19 protein-coding genes are annotated in these 17,138 nt (G+C 61.2%); 10 read left to right on the top strand and 9 right to left on the bottom strand.

Annotated elements, in window-relative coordinates; all coding sequences use genetic code 11:
* Positions 1-25: 25 nt before the first annotated feature.
* The 4 genes from BMW89_RS17675 (at position 26) to BMW89_RS17690 (ending at position 4,003) form a co-directional block, all read left to right on the top strand.
* Positions 26-757, top strand: a complete 732-nt coding sequence (locus BMW89_RS17675) for a GntR family transcriptional regulator (RefSeq protein ID WP_092028266.1) — start codon at positions 26-28, stop codon at positions 755-757.
* Between the two features lie 50 nt (positions 758-807).
* Positions 808-2,049 (top strand): MFS transporter, encoded by a 1,242-nt coding sequence (locus BMW89_RS17680; protein ID WP_092028506.1) that lies wholly within the window; start codon positions 808-810, stop codon positions 2,047-2,049.
* A 22-nt stretch (positions 2,050-2,071) separates the two neighbouring features.
* The gene (locus BMW89_RS17685) at positions 2,072-2,965 is read left to right on the top strand and encodes an amidohydrolase family protein (RefSeq protein ID WP_092028267.1); all 894 of its coding nucleotides are present in this window, start codon (positions 2,072-2,074) and stop codon (positions 2,963-2,965) included.
* A 123-nt stretch (positions 2,966-3,088) separates the two neighbouring features.
* The gene (locus tag BMW89_RS17690; protein ID WP_177196120.1) at positions 3,089-4,003 is read left to right on the top strand and encodes a PhzF family phenazine biosynthesis protein; all 915 of its coding nucleotides are present in this window, start codon (positions 3,089-3,091) and stop codon (positions 4,001-4,003) included.
* 59 nt (positions 4,004-4,062) lie between these two features.
* On the opposite strand, the gene BMW89_RS17695 is transcribed toward BMW89_RS17690, so the two are convergent.
* Entirely contained in the window at positions 4,063-4,524 is a 462-nt protein-coding gene (locus tag BMW89_RS17695) for a DUF488 domain-containing protein (protein WP_092028268.1), read from the bottom strand.
* A gap of 9 nt (positions 4,525-4,533) precedes the next feature.
* Positions 4,534-5,370, bottom strand: a complete 837-nt coding sequence (locus tag BMW89_RS17700; RefSeq protein WP_092028269.1) for a DUF72 domain-containing protein — start codon at positions 5,368-5,370, stop codon at positions 4,534-4,536.
* A gap of 131 nt (positions 5,371-5,501) precedes the next feature.
* Between BMW89_RS17700 and BMW89_RS17705 the strand changes: the two genes are divergently transcribed.
* From BMW89_RS17705 to BMW89_RS17720, 4 genes are all read left to right on the top strand, one after another.
* Complete coding sequence (locus tag BMW89_RS17705; protein ID WP_244547626.1) at positions 5,502-5,864, top strand: hypothetical protein; 363 nt, start codon at positions 5,502-5,504, stop codon at positions 5,862-5,864.
* Positions 5,865-5,952: 88 nt separating this feature from the next.
* A complete protein-coding gene (locus BMW89_RS38400) occupies positions 5,953-6,153 on the top strand; it encodes a hypothetical protein (protein WP_092028271.1) in 201 nt (66 codons plus the stop codon).
* A gap of 257 nt (positions 6,154-6,410) precedes the next feature.
* Complete coding sequence (locus tag BMW89_RS17715; protein ID WP_092028272.1) at positions 6,411-7,556, top strand: glycosyltransferase family 2 protein; 1,146 nt, start codon at positions 6,411-6,413, stop codon at positions 7,554-7,556.
* 7 nt (positions 7,557-7,563) lie between these two features.
* A complete protein-coding gene (locus BMW89_RS17720) occupies positions 7,564-9,069 on the top strand; it encodes a glycosyltransferase family 39 protein (RefSeq protein WP_092028273.1) in 1,506 nt (501 codons plus the stop codon).
* 4 nt (positions 9,070-9,073) lie between these two features.
* Here BMW89_RS17720 and BMW89_RS17725 read toward each other — a convergent pair whose 3' ends face one another.
* Entirely contained in the window at positions 9,074-10,102 is a 1,029-nt protein-coding gene (locus tag BMW89_RS17725) for an NAD-dependent epimerase/dehydratase family protein (RefSeq protein WP_092028274.1), read from the bottom strand.
* A 51-nt stretch (positions 10,103-10,153) separates the two neighbouring features.
* The gene (locus BMW89_RS17730; protein WP_092028275.1) at positions 10,154-11,326 is read right to left on the bottom strand and encodes a DegT/DnrJ/EryC1/StrS family aminotransferase; all 1,173 of its coding nucleotides are present in this window, start codon (positions 11,324-11,326) and stop codon (positions 10,154-10,156) included.
* A gap of 182 nt (positions 11,327-11,508) precedes the next feature.
* Between BMW89_RS17730 and BMW89_RS17735 the strand changes: the two genes are divergently transcribed.
* Entirely contained in the window at positions 11,509-12,255 is a 747-nt protein-coding gene (locus BMW89_RS17735) for a glycosyltransferase family 25 protein (RefSeq protein WP_092028276.1), read from the top strand.
* Between the two features lie 16 nt (positions 12,256-12,271).
* The gene (locus BMW89_RS17740) at positions 12,272-12,982 is read left to right on the top strand and encodes a WbqC family protein (RefSeq protein WP_092028277.1); all 711 of its coding nucleotides are present in this window, start codon (positions 12,272-12,274) and stop codon (positions 12,980-12,982) included.
* Positions 12,983-13,030: 48 nt separating this feature from the next.
* Here the strand turns inward: BMW89_RS17740 and BMW89_RS17745 are convergent, their stop codons facing one another.
* The 5 genes from BMW89_RS17745 to BMW89_RS17765 form a co-directional block, all read right to left on the bottom strand.
* Positions 13,031-13,798 carry a class I SAM-dependent methyltransferase gene (locus tag BMW89_RS17745; RefSeq protein WP_092028278.1) on the bottom strand — a complete coding sequence of 256 codons (768 nt, stop codon included), beginning with the start codon at positions 13,796-13,798 and terminating at the stop codon, positions 13,031-13,033.
* 62 nt (positions 13,799-13,860) lie between these two features.
* The gene (locus BMW89_RS17750) at positions 13,861-14,541 is read right to left on the bottom strand and encodes a metallophosphoesterase family protein (RefSeq protein ID WP_092028279.1); all 681 of its coding nucleotides are present in this window, start codon (positions 14,539-14,541) and stop codon (positions 13,861-13,863) included.
* Positions 14,519-15,496: an ATP-grasp domain-containing protein gene (locus BMW89_RS17755; RefSeq protein ID WP_210187572.1), complete on the bottom strand. Its 978-nt coding sequence runs from the start codon at positions 15,494-15,496 to the stop codon at positions 14,519-14,521. Before BMW89_RS17755 ends, BMW89_RS17750 begins: the two co-directional genes overlap by 23 nt.
* Positions 15,493-16,335: an NAD-dependent epimerase/dehydratase family protein gene (locus tag BMW89_RS17760; RefSeq protein WP_092028281.1), complete on the bottom strand. Its 843-nt coding sequence runs from the start codon at positions 16,333-16,335 to the stop codon at positions 15,493-15,495. The genes BMW89_RS17755 and BMW89_RS17760 overlap by 4 nt, the downstream gene beginning before the upstream one ends.
* On the bottom strand, positions 16,332-17,075 hold the full coding sequence (locus tag BMW89_RS17765; protein ID WP_177196121.1) for a class I SAM-dependent methyltransferase: 744 nt from the start codon (positions 17,073-17,075) through the stop codon (positions 16,332-16,334). The genes BMW89_RS17760 and BMW89_RS17765 overlap by 4 nt, the downstream gene beginning before the upstream one ends.
* Positions 17,076-17,138: the final 63 nt, after the last annotated feature.

Here is a 17,138-nt window from a genome sequence, read left to right on the forward strand (position 1 = left end):
TTCATCTAGTCATCTATATGACTATATGAATTCAGCCCCACGCGACGAGCGCCTGCCACGCTACCAGCTTCTGCGCGACGACCTCGCCGCGCGGATCAACCGCAATGAATGGCGGCCGGGCGAGCCGATCCCGTCGGAGGCCGAGCTTGGGGCGCATTACGGCGTTGCCATCGGCACCGTGCGCAAGGCGATCGACCAGCTCGTCAGCGACAATGTGCTGGAGCGGCAGCAGGGCCGCGGCACGTTCGTGCGCCGCGCGCGCTTCAATTCCTCGCTGTTCCGCTTCTTCCGTTTCCAGTCCGAGAGCGGCGAGCGGCGCGTGCCGCAGAGCCGTATCATCAGGCGCAAGAGCGTGCCTGCAACATCCGCCGTCGCTTCGGCGCTGCGCATCCCGGTCGGCGAACCCGTGATCAGCCTGTCGCGCCTGCGCCTGATCGACGATGTGCCGCTGCTGGCGGAAGAAATCTGGCTCCAGCAATCGCGCTTCGCGAAAATCCTCGAGATCGACACCGCCGAATTCGGCGACCTGCTGTATCCGCTTTACGAGGAGCGCTGCGGCGAGGTCGTGGTTTCGGCCGAGGAAATATTGACGGTCGAGACCGCCAACGAGATGCAGGCGCGCCTGCTCAGGCTCGAAGCCCATGCCCCGCTGATCGTGATCGAGCGTCTTGCGCTCGACCTGGAGCGGCGGCCGATCGAATGGCGCCGCTCGCGCGGGCCGGCGGACCGCTTCCGCTACCACGCCGAGATCAGGTGAAGCGGCTCTTCAACGATACCAAGCAACAAACGCATACAGGGGTAGGAAACATGTCGAACTGGTACAGTGAAAGCTCGCCGCTGGAGCGGCGCACGTTCTGGGCAAGCTTTGGTGGCTGGGCGCTGGATGCGCTCGACGTCCAGATGTTCGGCCTCGCGATCCCTGCGCTGATCGCAGCGTTCGGCATCAGCAAGGCGGATGCCGGCCTGCTCGGCTCGGTCACGCTGTTCTTTGGCGCGTTCGGTGGCTGGATCGGCGGCGCGCTCGGCGATCGCTATGGCCGCGTCAAGGCGCTCCAGATCACGGTGGCCACCTTTGCGCTCGCGACCTTCGCCTCTGCGTTCGCGATGACTTACACCCAGCTCCTCGTGCTCAAGGCGATCCAGGGCCTCGGCTTCGGCGCCGAATGGGCCTGCGGCGCGGTGCTGATGGCCGAGATCATCCGCGCCGAACATCGCGGCAAGGCGCTCGGCACGGTGCAGAGCGCCTGGGCCGTCGGCTGGGGCGCAGCCGTGCTGCTCTCGGCGCTGGTCTTCACCTATGCGCCGGCCGACATCGCCTGGCGGCTGCTGTTCGCACTCGGGTTGTTGCCCGCGCTCCTCATCATTTTCATCCGCCGCGGCTTGAAGGAGCCGCCGCGCGCTGTGGCAGCCGAGAAGACCCCGTTCTTCGCCACGCTCTCGGGCATCTTCCATCGCGATGTGCTGCGCGCCACCCTGATCGGCGGCCTGTTCGGCATCGGCGCGCATGGCGGCTACGCCGCACTCACCACCTTCCTGCCGACTTATTTGCGCGAGGTGCGGCATCTCTCGGTGCTGGGCTCCAGCGGCTACCTCGCCGTGATCATCGTCGCCTTCTTCTGCGGCTGCGTTGCGAGCGGTATCGTCAGCGACCGTATCGGACGGCGCGCCAATGTCGCCTTGTTCGCCAGTGCCTGCATCGTCACCGTCCTGATTTATATTTTTGCGCCGCTGACCAATGGCGAGATGCTGCTGCTCGGCTTTCCGCTCGGCTTCTTCTCCGCCGGCATTCCGGCCAGCATGGCGGCGTTGTTCAGCGAGCTCTATCCCGCCGGCGTGCGCGGCACCGGTGTCGGCTTCTGCTACAATTTCGGCCGTATCGTCTCCGCCGCGTTCCCGTTCCTGGTTGGCTATCTCAGCGACCATATCGGGCTCGGGCCCGCGATCGGCATCGATGCGGCCTTTGCCTATTCGCTGGTGCTGATCGCTGTGGTGTTGTTGCCCGAAACCCGCGGCAAGGTCTTTGAACAGACCGCAGCGACGCGCGCCTGAGGCGGGATGGGGAGACGTCACCATGACATTCGTCCCGCGCGGCCTCACGCGCCGCCAGTTTGGCGCGGGTCTCGCGTCGCTCGTGATGGCGACCGCGACCACAGCCAGGAGTGAGGCGGCCTTGCCTGTTATCGACACCCACGCCCATGTCTTTCACCGCGGCCTCAAGCTCGCGCCGGGCCGGCGCTATGCGCCCGACTATGATGCGCCGCTGGCGCTCTATCTCGAGCAGCTCGACCGCAACGGCATGACCAACGGCGTGCTGGTGCAGCCGAGCTTCCTCGGCACGGATAATTCGTACCTGGTCGATTGTTTGAAGACAGCCGGGACACGGCTGCGCGGCATCGCCGTGGTCGATCTCGCCGTGTCCGCGGACGAGCTGCGCACGCTCGACCGCGCCGGGGTGGTCGGCATCCGTCTCAATCTCGTCGGTCAGCCTTTGCCCGATCTCGGCGCCGCAGAATGGAAGGCGCTGCTCGGAAACGTAAAGGCTCTCAGTTGGCAGGTCGAGATCCAGCGTAACGCCTCCGATCTCGCCGTGCTCGTGCCACAGCTGCTCGATCACGGCGTGATCGTCGTGCTCGATCACTACACGCTGCCGGATCCAAAGCTCGGTGTTACCGATCCCGGCTTTCAGTCCGTGATGAAGCTCGGCGCGGCGAAGAACGTCTGGGTCAAGATCTCCGCGCCATATCGCAACGGTGCTGCCGGCGAAGATTTTGCGAAGGCGGCTTATCCGCTGTTGCGCAACGCCTACGGTCTCGACCGGCTGCTGTGGGGTAGCGACTGGCCGCACACGCAGTTCGAGGCCACGCAGAGCTATGAGAAGAACCGGCAATTCCTCGACGGGCTGATCGCCGATCCGGGCGAGCGGGCGCAGGTGTTGGCATCGCCGAAGCAGCTCTTCCGCTTCTGATACGCCGTCCGCGATTGCTCCGATTGCACTCAATTTTGGGGCATGACGGACGATGTCGCCGGCTTGTAGAGTGCTGCGCGAATGCAGCCGATCGCGGCTGCGATTTGCGTGGGGGAATTCAAGATGCAGCGCCGCTACATCACCGTCGACGTGTTCACCGACCGCGCTTTCGGCGGCAACCAGCTCGCCGTGGTGCTCGATGCCGGCGGACTCACGACCGCGCAGATGCAGGCGATCGCGACCGAGTTCAACTATTCCGAGACCACCTTCGTGCTGCCGCCGCGCGACAAGGCCAATGACGCCGAGGTGCGCATCTTCACGCCGGTGAGGGAGCTTCCCTTCGCCGGCCATCCCAATGTCGGCACCGCCTTCGTGTTGGCGAGCCTCGCGAAGGAGCCGAAGCCGCGCTTCCTGTTCGAGGAGAAAGCGGGCCTCGTGCCGGTCGACATCTTCCGGGAGCAGGGAAGGGTGATCAGCACCGAGCTGACGGCGCCGCAGCCGCTGTCGAAGCTGGCGCAGCTTCCCGCCGAGGACGTCGCGGCCTGCATCTCTTTGACTGCTGCCGACATCAAGACCGATCGCCATTTGCCGCAGGTCGTCAGCGTCGGGACGCCGTTTCTGGTGGCGGAGCTGCATTCGCGCGATGCGCTCAAGCGGGCGAGCCCTGACGCGGCGGCCTTCGGCAGGGTATTGCCGCGCGACGGCGCCTTCTCGGTGTGGTTCTACACGCGTGACATATCCGCGTCGGAGGCGTCTTGCGACCGGCAGGCGCGGATGTTCATGCGCGGCACCGGTGGTTTTGCCGAAGACCCCGCGACCGGCAGCGCCACGGTCGCCGCCGTTTCACTGTTCGCCGATCTCGATCCGACGCGCGACGGCGAGTTGAAGCTCACGGTCGGCCAGGGCTTTGACATGGGCCGGCCGAGCATTCTGCGGACCCGTGTGCGCAAGCAGGATGGCAAGATCGTCTCGGCCCATGTCGGCGGCAGCTGCGTGCAGATGATGGAAGGGACGTTCAAGCTGGCGGGGGAGGGATGAGCTCTCTCCGTTCGTCATCCTGGGCTCGCGCTATGCGCGCCCCGGAATGACGGCTATAGCTACACCTGCCGTCCCGCCAAATTTTTCACCGCAACCCCGTCGCGCTCCTCGATGATCTCCGCGATCATCTGGCGGTGACAGTGCGTATGGTCGCGCTCGTAGCAGAGCAGGCACACCGGGCCGGCCTTCATCACCAGCGCCGAGAGCTCGTCCATCTCTTCCCGCGCCTGCGGGGTCTTCAGGTGCTTCGAATAGATCTTCTCCAGCACATCGTATTGCCCGCTACGTGCGGCGAGGCGGCCTTCCCTGGGCGTCCCGAGTGCGGCGAGATGGACGTAAGCGATACCGCGTTCATCGAGCCCTGCGGCAAGCTGCTTCTTGGAAAAGCCCGGCCGGCGCGATGATGTCACCGCACGCACGTCGACCACGAGCTTGACGCCGGCCTCTTGCAGCTCGTCCAGCACCGCCTTGGGCGGCGTCTGCTCATAGCCGATGGTGAAGAGCTTCTTTGCCTTTGCCATCAGCCATCCTCAGCTCACCCGCGCGATCAGTTCCATGGCGCCGTGCGGCGCGCGCACCTTGCCCTCGTGAATGACATAGGCGAACACGTCGCGCGGCTCTTTCTTCGGTTTTGTCGTCTCAACCTTCGGCAGATCGTCGGGTTCGCCGCCCTCGGCCCAGGCCTGAAAGCGCCCGGCCCAGGCGTCCAGCTGCTTCGGCGGATAGCAGGTCTTGATCTCGTCATTGCCCTTCTGAAGACGGGCATAGACGAAGTCGCTCGCGACGTCGGCGATGGCGGGATATTTGCCGTGCTCGGCGAACACGACGGGCGTCTCGAATTCGCGGATCAGCGCGATGAAATCGGGCGTACAGAAACTGTCGTGGCGAACCTCGACGACATGGCGCAGCGCGCGCCCGTCGAGCTTGCGCGGCAACAGCTCGAGGAACTTGCCGAAATCGGCACCGTCGAACTTCTTGGTCGGCGCGAACTGCCACAGCACCGGCCCGAGATGGTCACCGAGCTCCAGCACGCCGGAATCATAGAACCGCTTGACGGAGTCGCCGGCCTCGGCGAGCACCTTGCGGTTGGTGGCGAAGCGCGGCCCCTTCAGCGAGAACACGAAACCATCAGGTACTTCGCCCGCCCATTTGCGAAAGCTCTCCGGCTTCTGCGAGCCGTAATAGGTGCCGTTGATCTCGATCGAGGTCAGCTTGGAGGCCGCGTAGGACAGCTCCTTCGCCTGCGTGAGTTTCTCCGGGTAGAACACGCCGCGCCAGGGCTCAAAAGTCCAGCCGCCGATGCCGATGAAGATGTTGCCTGATTTTTTGGACGCGGTTTTTGCTTTGGCCACGGGAGGATCTCGCATCGACGGGGAGGGACCTCATCCTAATCAAACCAGATGTGATTGGCCAGTTGGCGCGTCCGGTCTAAGCTTGCAACATACCCGCGCAAAGGAGAACAAGAATGCGGATGCTGACGGTGGGAGCGGCGCTCGTGATGATGACATCTGCTGCCATGATGTCTTCAGCCATGATAACTCCAGCAATGGCCGATGACGACGATGCCAAGGGTGCGCAGAAGCTCGCCATGCAGGGCCGCGACGATTATTGGCATTGCCTGGCACGGGAATATTCGCGCGACTCCAATCAGGGCATGTCGGAACAGGATTTCGGTCGCTCGGTCGCGGGGGCCTGTCCGTCGGAGCGGCAATATTACCGGGTGGCGTTGCTCGACTATCTCACCACGCAATATCCGACCATCGAAGGCGGCGCTCATCTCGCTACCGCGAACAGGGCCGTGGAAGCAGCGCAAAAGGACATCGTGACGGCCTTCGTCAAGCACCGGCCGCCGCAGAAATAGCCCCAAAGAGGTTGCGGTCCCGTGGCCCTTCCGGCCCCGCGTTCATCCGTGGTATCACTGGTCCCATCTGAAATGGGGATGGGTTTCCATGTCGTCTGAGTCGGTGGGTGGCATTCTGGGCGCGATCGTCGCGGCGGTCGTGCTTGCGGCCGCCGTCGTCCTCGGGCCGATCGGCCAGTACGGCAAGCCGCCCAGGCCGGTAAAGGTTGAGCCAGCCCCGGCTACGGCGCCCGCAGCCCCCGCCGCGCCCGCACCGCGGGGGCCTGTGATCAAGGAAGTCCCGAACTAATCCTGAAAAGGCTGCTTTCGCCCCCTTGAAAAGCGGTTTTGCCGTCCCCATTTAGCTTTTAACGGCGACGTTGAGCGAAAACTCCGGCGCTGGAACGACCTTGGAATAGCTTGGCCTGCGCCGGATGTACGCGCGGTCCGCCGTTCCGGGGTCGTTGGCATTTTGGGACCTCTTTTTGGGCCCGCTCCCCAGAGAAAACCCCGGCTCTTAGCTCAAGAACTTGGCAGCGCAGGACGCGGCGGATATACGCTGCCGTCATGAATGAAGCGATCAGACCGGGCACCGAAAACCCACCGCAGGCCCCGCAGGCGGGTTCACCGGCGCCGCAATTGTCGGTCGTCGTCCCGACCTTCAACGAGCGGGACAACGTCACGGTGCTGTACCGGCGGCTGGAGGCTGTCCTCACAGGGATCGCTTGGGAGGTCGTGTTCGTCGACGACAATTCGCCCGACGGCACCTGGGACGTCGTGCGCGCGCTGGCCCAGCGCGACAACAGGGTGCGCTGTGTCCGCCGCATCGGCCGACGCGGCCTGTCGGGGGCCTGCATCGAGGGCATCCTTGCCTCGAGCGCGCCCTATGCGGCCGTGATCGACGCCGACCTCCAGCACGACGAGACGCAGCTGCCGAAGATGCTGTCGCTGCTCGCGAGCGGGCAGGCCGAGCTCGTGGTCGGCAGCCGCTACATCGAAGGCTACAAGACCGAAGGTTTCAACAAGCAGCGTGCCGGCGCCAGTGCGCTCGCGACCGAGTTCGCCAGGAAGATGCTGCGGGTCGAGATCGCCGATCCCATGAGCGGCTTCTTCATGGTTCGTCGTGACCGGTTCGAGGAATTGGCGCCGAAACTGTCGGTGCATGGCTTCAAGATCCTTCTCGACCTCGTTGCGAGCGCGGATGGCAATTTGCGCGCCGTCGAGATCCCCTACACGTTTGGCGCCCGCCAGCATGGCGAGAGCAAGCTCGACTCTATGGTCGCGCTGGATTTTATCGGGCTGGTGCTGGCGAAGTTCACCAACGATGCCGTCTCGCTGCGTTTCGTCCTGTTCGCGATGGTCGGCGGCATCGGCCTCGTGGTGCATCTCACCACGCTGTTCGTCGCCCTTCAGATCTTCAAGGCGCCGTTCGCGGAGGCGCAGGCTGCCGGCGCTGTCGTCGCCATGACCGGCAACTTCATCCTCAATAACTTCCTCACCTATCGCGACCAGCGGCTGAAGGGTTTTGGGCTGCTGCGCGGCCTGATCGCGTTCTACATCGTGTGCAGCGTCGGCCTGCTCGCCAATGTCGGCGTCGCCTTCTCGGTCTATGATCAGGAGCCGATCTGGTGGCTGGCCGGCATGGCCGGTGCGCTGATGGGCGTGGTGTGGAACTACGCGATGTCCGGACTGTTCGTCTGGCGCAAGAAATAGCCGCAGGATGGGCGGGGCTGACGCGCGGATCGTCCGCAATACCGCGCTGGTGATCCTCGCGCTGGTGGCCCTGCGGCTCGTCGCGGCCGCGTTCACGCCTGTTACCTTCGACGAAGCCTATTACTGGATGTGGTCGAAGAACCTCGCCGGTGGCTATTACGACCACCCGCCGATGGTCGCCTACGTCATCCGCGCCGGGACCATGATCGCGGGCGACACCGAGCTCGGCGTCCGCCTGGTCTCGATCCTGCTCGCGCTGCCGATGAGCTACGCAATCTATCGCTCCGCCGCGGTCCTGTTCGGCGGCGCGCGGGTGGCCGCGACCAGCGCCATCCTGCTCAACGTGACCATGATGGCCTCGGTCGGCACGCTGATCGTGACGCCCGATGCGCCGCTGCTGGTTGCCTCCAGCTTCGTGCTGTTCTTCCTCGCCAAGGTGCTGGAGACCGGCCGCGGGGTCTGGTGGATCGCGGTCGGCGCAGCCGTCGGCGCGGCGCTGCTGTCGAAATACACCGCGATGTTCTTTGGCCCTGCGATCCTGATCTGGCTTGCGGCTGTGCCCAAGCTGCGGCGCTGGTTCCTCTCGCCCTGGCCCTATCTCGGCGGCCTTGTTGCGCTGGCGCTGTTCTCGCCGGTGATCCTCTGGAACGCGGATCATCAATGGGTCTCGTTCGCAAAGCAGCTCGGTCGCGCCAAGATCGAGGATTTCCGTCCCGCTTTCATCGCCGAACTGATCCCGACCCAGATCGTCTTCGCAACGCCGCTGGTCTTCATCCTCGGCGCGATGGGCCTGCATGCGCTGACCTGGCGCCGGGCCGGCGCGCTGGCCTCGCGCGTGCTGATCGAGACGATGTTCTGGACCATCGTCGCCTATTTCGTCTGGCATTCGCTGCATGCCCGCGTCGAGGCCAACTGGTTCGCGCCGGTCTATCCGCCCTTCGTGGTCGCGGCTGCGGCCGCCGCCAATCTCGTGCAGTGGAAGCCGCGCGCGCGACGCCTGGTGGACTTTTGCCTGCGCTGGGCTGCACCCGCCGGCATCGTGATGTTTGCCGCGCTGATCGTGCAGGCCAATACCGGCTGGCTGTCCGGCTATCGCCGCGACGCGACCGTGCGCAGCGTCGGCGTCGGCTGGCGCGAGCTCGCCGCGGAAATCGAAGCCGTCCGCGCGCGCAATGGCGCGACCTGCGTGCTGGCGCCGGATTATGGCACCACGGGCTGGCTTGCCTTCTATCTGCCGCGCGGCTCTTGCGTGGTGCAGCAAAACCAGCGCATCCGCTGGGTCAACATGCCCGAGCCCGATCCGAAGTTGCTGTCGGGGAAGCTGATCTATGTCGACGAGTTGCGCCCCGACGGCCATCCCGCCGTCCACGACCTCTTCGCGAAGGTGACGCAGGTCGCGCAATTGCAGCGCAAGCGCGGGCCGCTCGTCGTCGAAACCTACGGCATCGATCTGCTGGAAGGCGCCAAGGGTGACGTACTCGACCGTTCACCGCCGCCTGAACTCCAGCCTTGAGTTTTCACAGGATCTTGCCGTTGAGCGACAACTCCTTGATCCGCTTGTCCCAGTCGATCAGGGAACGGTACCATCCCAGCGTATGGGTGGTGGGATCGTCGCCACTCACCGTGCCCCGCTCCAGAGCCTGTTTTATTTCCACGATACCTTCATGGACGCGGGAGGACGGATCGAATTTCAGGCGCTGGATGATCTTGGCAAAGGACAAATTGTAGGTCCGCTTGTCCGTCGCATCCGGGATCGTATGAGTGACGATGTTCGGGATGATGTCCTTTACGAAGTTGGCGAGCTGCTTGATTTGATAATTGAGGTCGTCGCTGCCGACGTTGAAGGTTTCGCCTGATACGACCGGCGCTTCGCTCTCGATACCCATCACCAGGGCGCGGCAGACGTCGTGAACGTGGATGAACGGCCGCCATTGCTCGCCGCCGCCCATGACGTAGATCACCCGCTCTTTCCAGGCGCGTAGCGTCATGACGTTGATGGCGAGGTCGAAGCGCATACGCGGAGCAAGGCCAAACACGGTGCTGTTGCGCAGGATGACCGTTTCGAATGTGTCGCTTTGCAACTTGCGCAGCTCGTCCTCGACATGAAGCTTGCTCTCGGCATACAGCGTCTGTGGACGGCAGTCGGCGTGCTCGTTCAGCGACACCTCTTGGCCGTGGCCATAGACCGATGCCGAGCTCGAATAGACATAGCGGCGGACGCCAGCCCGTTTAGCCGCGCGAGCCAGACGAACGCCCCCCTGATGGTTGATCGAGACCGTCAGCTCGGGGTCGATTTCGGCGGAGGCGTCGTTGCTCAGTCCCGCCAGATCGATGACAGCGTCCATGCCCTCGAACTGCTGAGGGTCCACGGTGCGGATGTCGTCGACGAGCATCTTGATGTTCGGGTGAGAAGCCGCCTGCATGAATCGATCCCGACCGAAAAAACATCGATCGAGTGCAGTCACCGAATAACCCTTTTGGGCCAGCATCTGGCACAAGGGAATGCCGATGTAGCCACCTGCTCCAGCGACGAGAACTTTCTGCATGTCCTAGACTTCTATGTTCTGGGGAGACATCGGTTGGTTGCGGCTTTGCGACTAAGGCTTCGTTCTGTTTTGCGCCGACTGGCGCGCGTACCGTATGGCGGCAACGATGAGATCGCATTCTTCGTCGGTCATGTCGTTGTAGACCGGGAGCGCAACGACGTTGTAAGCAATCCTTTCCGTCACGGCCAAATTCACTTCCCTCTGCGTATTGTAGGCGGTCATGTGGTGGCAGGGCGGGCTGTAATACTTCCGGACAAAGACATTGTGCATCTCGAGCGCTGACGCCAGTGCATCCCGGTCGAGTCCGAACTCCCCGGCGTCGACGACGACCGGCAGATAGAGCCAGTTCGTCTGTACGCCTGCGGGCTCTCGCCCCACGCGCAAACCAGGAATTTTGGAAAGTCCGGTTCGCATGCGCTCGACAGCGTGTCGGCGCGTCGCAATGGCCTGCTCGAACGTCTTGAGTTGCTCGAGGCCGATGAGGGCCGATATCTCAAGCATTTTCCCGTTCAAGCCCGGCTCGTGACAGTCGGCGCCATCGACTTGCCCGAAGTTGCGCATCGCCTTGACGCGCGTGAGCAATTCCGCGTCGTGGCTGCAGACGCAGCCGCCCTCCATCGTTGCGAAGGCCTTGGTGGCGTGAAAGCTGAACATCTGCGCATCTGCGCAGCCTCCCACCAATTGGCCATTGATGCGCGTGCCGAACGAGGGCGCGCTATCGACCAGAAATCTCAGCTTGTAGCGCTCGGCTACGCGGGCGAGCGAAGCGTAATCGCTGGCGATCCCATAGGCGTCGACGGCGAGGATGGCGACGGTACGGTCCGTGATCCTGCGCCCGACATCATCAGGGTCGAGGCGCATCGTCTGGTCGTCGAGAATGTCGGCAAAGACCGGTTCGGCGCCAACCCATTTGATGGCATGCGGTGTTGCGCTGAACGTGAACGACGGCACGATCACTTCGCCGCCGCTAATTCCCGCAGCCCTCAACATGGCCATCATCCCGATCTGGCCGTTGCAGAAAACCAGCGTCGGGACGCCGAGATATTCGCTCAGGCGCGCCTCGAATTCGACGACCCAACGGGAATTGTTCGTGACCTGGCCCATCTCCAACGCTGTCTCGAAAGCGGCCAAGAACTTTTCGGTTCTTGGAAACCTCGGGCGCACAATATGGAGCGGGTCCCTGGCCAGCGGCGCGAGAGATTCAAGCGGGACTGCGGCGGTCATCTCGAGTCCTGATCATCGATACAAGTCTGCGACGAGTTACCGATATAGATCGAGACTTGTGTGGAGCATTCGCGCGCGACGCGATCCGCGATTGACAGGCGCATTTGGACTAGCCGCCGACTGGCGAATCAATATTCTAGTGGCGCTCTCCGGCATCCATCCGCTAACGGTCCTTTTGGCATATGAAGAACTTCGTCATTAATCTCGATCGCCATCCGGAGAAATTCGAGAACTTTCTGAGGCGGAACGCAGGCTGCGGAATCGCGTTCGAGCGTTTCTCCGCGACGAATGGCCTTGAGCTGACCGATCAGGAGGTAATGGCGATGCGGCTTGTCGCTCCGGGTTCGCAGTTCACCCGGGGAGCCGTTGGCGGCGCCGCTTCGCTGTGGCGGATATTGAACTGGATTGCCAAACAGAATGAACCCGCCCTTGTGTTCGAGGACGATTGTACCATCCGCTACGACATCATCGCACGTCTGGAAGCGCTGCTTCCGTCCCTTGATAGCTGGGATCTTCTGGTGCTCGGATACAATACGGATTCAGTACTGGATCTTGAGCTCGCGCAAGGGATGAAGTCGATGATGGTCTTTCGACCCGTCCACCCGGATGACGCGAGCGATGCCGCTTTCCAGAGATCGAATTCTCAGGTCGCAGCCTTCCGGCTCAATTGTTGTTTTGGCCCAGCCGGGACGGCAATCTCTCCTGCGGGAGCGTCGAGGTTGCTGGAGCTGTGTTTCCCGATGGACAACCGGCCCGTCAGAATCGAGGCGCTCGGAAACAGAATGCTGCCGACGATCGGATTGGATGGAATGGGGAACAGCACTTATCGCTTCTTCAAGGCGTATGCTTGTTTCGCGCCGCTGGTGGTGCCGCGCAACAACAACGCCACGTCGACGACCTATACTCACGATGCGCGTGTTTGGGGCTAGCAGGGCGTCGCACACGATGAAACTCGCGATCATGCAGCCGTATTTTCTGCCCTATATCGGCTACTATCAGCTCATTTCTGCCGTCGATCTCTTTATTGTCTACGACAACATCAAATATGTGAAGAAAGGCTGGATCAACCGCAACCGGATGCTGATCAACGGCAAGGACGCATTGTTTTCGCTCCCGTTGAAAAAGGATTCGGATGCCCTGGATGTTCGCGACCGGGAGTTGGCGGCTGATTTCGACCGTACAAAGCTGCTCAATCAGTGGCATGGAGCCTATCGCACCGCGCCCTTCTTCAAGCAGACCTTTCCGCTTCTGGAAGCGATTGTGGGCTTTCAAGACCCCAATCTATTTCGCTATCTCTTCCATTCGCTGAAGATGACCTGCGCGCATCTCGGTCTGAAAACCGCCCTGAAAATATCGTCCGAGGTGCCGATCGATCATTCGCTCAAGTTCCAGGATAAGGTGCTCGCATTGTGCGAAGCGGAAGGCGCGCAAAGATACATCAACGCGATCGGCGGCCTGGAGCTCTACGATTCCAATGCTTTCAGTGCCCGCGGAATCGAATTCAGGGCCCTTCGCGCAAAGTCATTTCCCTACGAGCAGTTCGGTCAGCCTCATGTGCCATATCTATCGATCGTCGATCTGCTGATGTTCAACTCAGTTTCGAAGTTGAGCGAGATCATCGCCGAAAACTACGATCTGGTTCAACAGGACGTGTAGGCCCGGACTGCGTCCATCCGGACGCAGTCCAGGGTCGAAATCGGCGCCTTATTCAAATACGACGTAGCTCTGCTGCGGCGAGATCGTGTTGCGGCAGATGCGATAGCCCTGGGTGCCCCAGGCCTCGCGCAAGGCCAGGGTTTCGCCAGGATTCTCGGCAAGGACCAACTCGTCGAACCCGACGATGCTGTTCTTCGCCAGATAGGGCCGAATGAGCTCGAGGCATCTTTTCGTCGGCTCGTAGAGATCAAGGTCGAAATAGGCCAGCGAGATGATCGTCTCGGGGTGCCTTTCCAGGTACACGGGAAGAGTTTCAGTCACGTCCCCCTTGACCAGCTCGAACTTGCGAAGGTGGCTGCGCGGCGCGAGTTTCTCTTGCGCCGACAGGATGTCTGCCAGCACGTCTTCATAATTGGGCGTGACGGCGAGCCCACCGACCTTCAGCCCGTCGAAATCGCCGTCCTGCGGCGCCACCGACGGGAAGCCCTCGAACGTATCGAAGCCGACGACCTTGCGGCTCATGTTGTAGGGCTCGTAGATGTGCCGCATCGTCGTGAACAGTGCCATGTTCTGGCCCCAGCGCACGCCGAATTCCATGATGACGCCATGCGTGTGCAGGGTCATCGAATAGAGATCATGCATGAAGAGAATGCGCGCCAGCGACGGGCGATTGAGAAACAGGCCGAGGTTCGCGTGGAATTCACGCGGAGGCATCGGCGACGTCTTCATCAGTTCCTGCAGCCGGCTGTAGGCGGCCACTTCGTCCTGGGCAGCAAAGGTAAAGTTCTGCGCGTCCTGTGGATCGTGTGATGTCATGATTTGTGCTCACAAGCTTTTCATGTTGATGAGAGGAGAGACAACGCTGAGCATCTCGATGCTTAGTCCGCGAGCCGCCTGAGATTTTTCGCGCCGGTCTTCAGTCCGCCATAGTAGTAGTCGTGGAATCCCGCTGCTTCCATCAGCTCGAATACCTTTTGCATGTTGTACTCAACCCGATGCAGCTCGAAGCTCTCGCCGTCGAAGGTTGCGAATGCGGCCCGTGGATCGCCGTCGCGCGGTTGTCCGACTGACCCCGGATTGCAGTATGTCTTCTCGCCGAAGCGGTGGAGACTTTGCACGTGGGTGTGGCCGCTTACAAAATACGCTCCAGAGAGCCGCTCGAAGTATTCTTCGTTGGGGGTGATGATGTACTCATCGATCGGATCGGACCAGCCGCCGTGAACGACTTGAATGGTTCCCACCTGCATTTGCGCGCGGAAGGCTTGTAGCCAATTCACGTTCTCGGACGAGATCACCTTCCTCTGATAGACCAGACATTCGTTGACGCTCTTGGACCTGATGCAGAAGCCGCCGAAGCCCAGGTACCAGTCATGGTTGCCAATGACGCTTTTGATCTCGCGCCGTCTCAGCTCGTCGCAGCATTCGTTCACCTGGGAATAATAGCCGACCACGTCGCCCACGCAGAAGATCTCGCTGACGCGCATGCGATCGAGCTCGGCGAGAACCGCCGTCAGTGCCTCGAAATTCCCATGGATGTCAGAGATGAACGCTATTTTCATAGAAGATATGATCCTCCGTGTAGCGGACGGCTCGACCGCGCTTGATGTCGGGCTGGACCGGCATCCGGTTCTCGATGGCCATGTCAACCGCCATCAGGCTTTCGTTATATCCAAAGGCGGCGCGTATCGACGTGGACGACGAGATCCTGGGATTGATCTCGAGCAGCTTCAGGCCGTCGTCGGTCCTGCGAAACTGAAAATTGGTCGGCCCGACGGGAGAGAACGCCTCGCATAGATCCCGGACCGCCTCGGAAAAGTCCGTCTCATCGACAACCTCGGCTTTTTCCGTGAACCCGTCCTTGGAGAGTTTTCGTCGAAGTGCCATGATCGCCGAATAGCTCCCGCGTCCATCGCAAAACGCGGACACCGTGAATTCCTCATCATCGCGTCCGACAATGGGTTGGGCCATGAGCGTCGCCTTGGTCGCGGGATCAATTTCGTTGAACTGCTCCGCGGCCTTGACCACCACTATTCCCTTGGATCCGAAACCCCGGCGAGGTTTGAGCAAAAACGGCAGGCCGCATTTCTCTTTGAGAAAATCGAAGTCCATTTGCAGATAGCTCGGGATCGCACAGGGCAGCTTCAGTTCCAGCTGCCGCTCGTAAAACGCCCATTTGTCGGAGCATCTGGAGATCAGGTCGGGTGAATTCATGACGACCTTGGTTCCGGTCGATTGAATCTCAGCCAGTCGGTCCGCCCAGCTGTACATGTCTGCATCGATGCCGGGGATCGCCACGTCGACGTGATGCTTGCGCAGCAGTGAGAGAAGCCGATCAAGGTAATCCGGCGCGTCCGTCCTGGGCACCGGTTCAAAGATGTCGCAGAATCCCGGCGCCACCGAATCGGTATAGATCGAGGTGCCGATGAGCTTCATCGGCCTGTTCGACCTTTTCAGGGAGCGCAAAATTCCGTAGCCGACGATGCCGGCGGCGCCGGAAACCAATATGGTTCTCACCACGCCTGCCTTCGATGAGCCGCTTCCATCTGCATTCCGTGCGCAATGGATATGCGGGGAAAATAGCCGAGCAGCCTGAACAGCGTCTTATCACAAGCAAAGCCATTGCTCGGGATGTCAGGCTTGTCTTTCAGGAATCTCACCTTGCTCTTGCTCTCAAAGGCGGAAATAGCCGCCGCAGCAATTTGAGAATAGGTGACATTGTCGGGGTGCGCGCAGCGATAGGTGCCTTCGATCTTCGTCGCAATGACGGCCGAGATGATCCTGGCCACGTCCTGCGCGTGAATGAAATTCCGCAAGGGGTCATTCGAACCAAAAAGGTCTATGTCCTCATGTCGCTGTGCCTTGTCCATGATGGTGTACAGGAACGGCTGATGCTTTCGAAACTGCGCGCCAACACCATATAGCTGAGAAGGCTTCATAACCGCGACCGGCAGCCGCAATTCTCGACCGCAAAACTGCGCGATGTCTTCAGAATGCTTCTTTGAGAGTGAGTAAGCGCCGAAGAAGGGCGACTCGCTCTCGAGATCCGAAAAAATGCTGGAGATGTGCACAAAGTGTTTTGCATTTGCCTTCGAGCTGGCATGACAGAGCTTTATGACGCCGAGCACGTTGACATCCATCGCTTGCAAGGTGTTTGTCAGATCCTTGCCGCCGAAAGCTGCGGCCATGTTCACGACGCAGTCGATCCCGGCGGGGATTTGGATATCGCGCGAACATAAGTCTAGTTCGACGTCACAGCCCTTGCGCCCGGCCGTCAGTACCTCGCACCGTTCGCGAAGAAGCGGGATAAGCGTCTGTGCCAGCGAAGAGGTCCCGCCAACGATCAAGACCCTCATGATCGCGCCGGATCGACCGGAGTGAGTTGGGCAAGCATCGCACAGGATAGTTCCGGATATTCAATTCCGATCTCGCACATGGCCTGAACGATATTGTCCGCGAGATTCAACGACAGGATCTGACTTGTCGCGAGGGGCTTCAGATAGATGCCCTCCATTTTTTCGAGCTTGTAACCGGCGTCGCTCACAAGCTTGGTGAGTGAGCGGACCGTGAAGTACCGCCGATGCCCGAGGAGGAGATCGTTCTCCGAGAGGGCCTCCATGTCGGGCAGCATCCCCGCAAGATGTCCCAGTCTGCGGTTCATGACCTCGGCGTTGGGGACCGCCACAAAAAGCTTGCCCGTGGGCGTTAGAAATTTTCTGAAGCGGTTCAGGATCAGAAGCGGGTCGTCGACATGCTCGAGAATGAATCCCATGACAATGAGGTCGAATCGTTCCTCGGTGTCGAATTCCTCGAAATAGGTTTCGATGATGTCGCTTCTGTTGTCAGGAAATTTCAGCTTGAAGTTATCGATGACCGCGGGAGAGCCTTCAAGGACGACATGGCGTGCACATCGGTCCGAAAAAATCGCGGTGGCAAAACCGTGCCCCAGTCCCAAATCCAGAACGGAGCGCGGATCTTTGACGACGTGAGCAATCCGTTTCGGATACCAGGTCAATAGAATTTCGTTGTCGAAATCGTATATGTTCTCGCCTTGATAGGCGGCGACATGGACGTCCAGTTGATTGTTCGTCGACAAATGACCGTCCTCTCCCCCGAAGGCCAGATCCAAAGACCGGACAAAGTGCGCCGGTCGCTGTTT

The sequence above is a fragment of the Bradyrhizobium sp. OK095 genome (assembly GCF_900109945.1).
Lineage (GTDB): Bacteria > Pseudomonadota > Alphaproteobacteria > Rhizobiales > Xanthobacteraceae > Bradyrhizobium.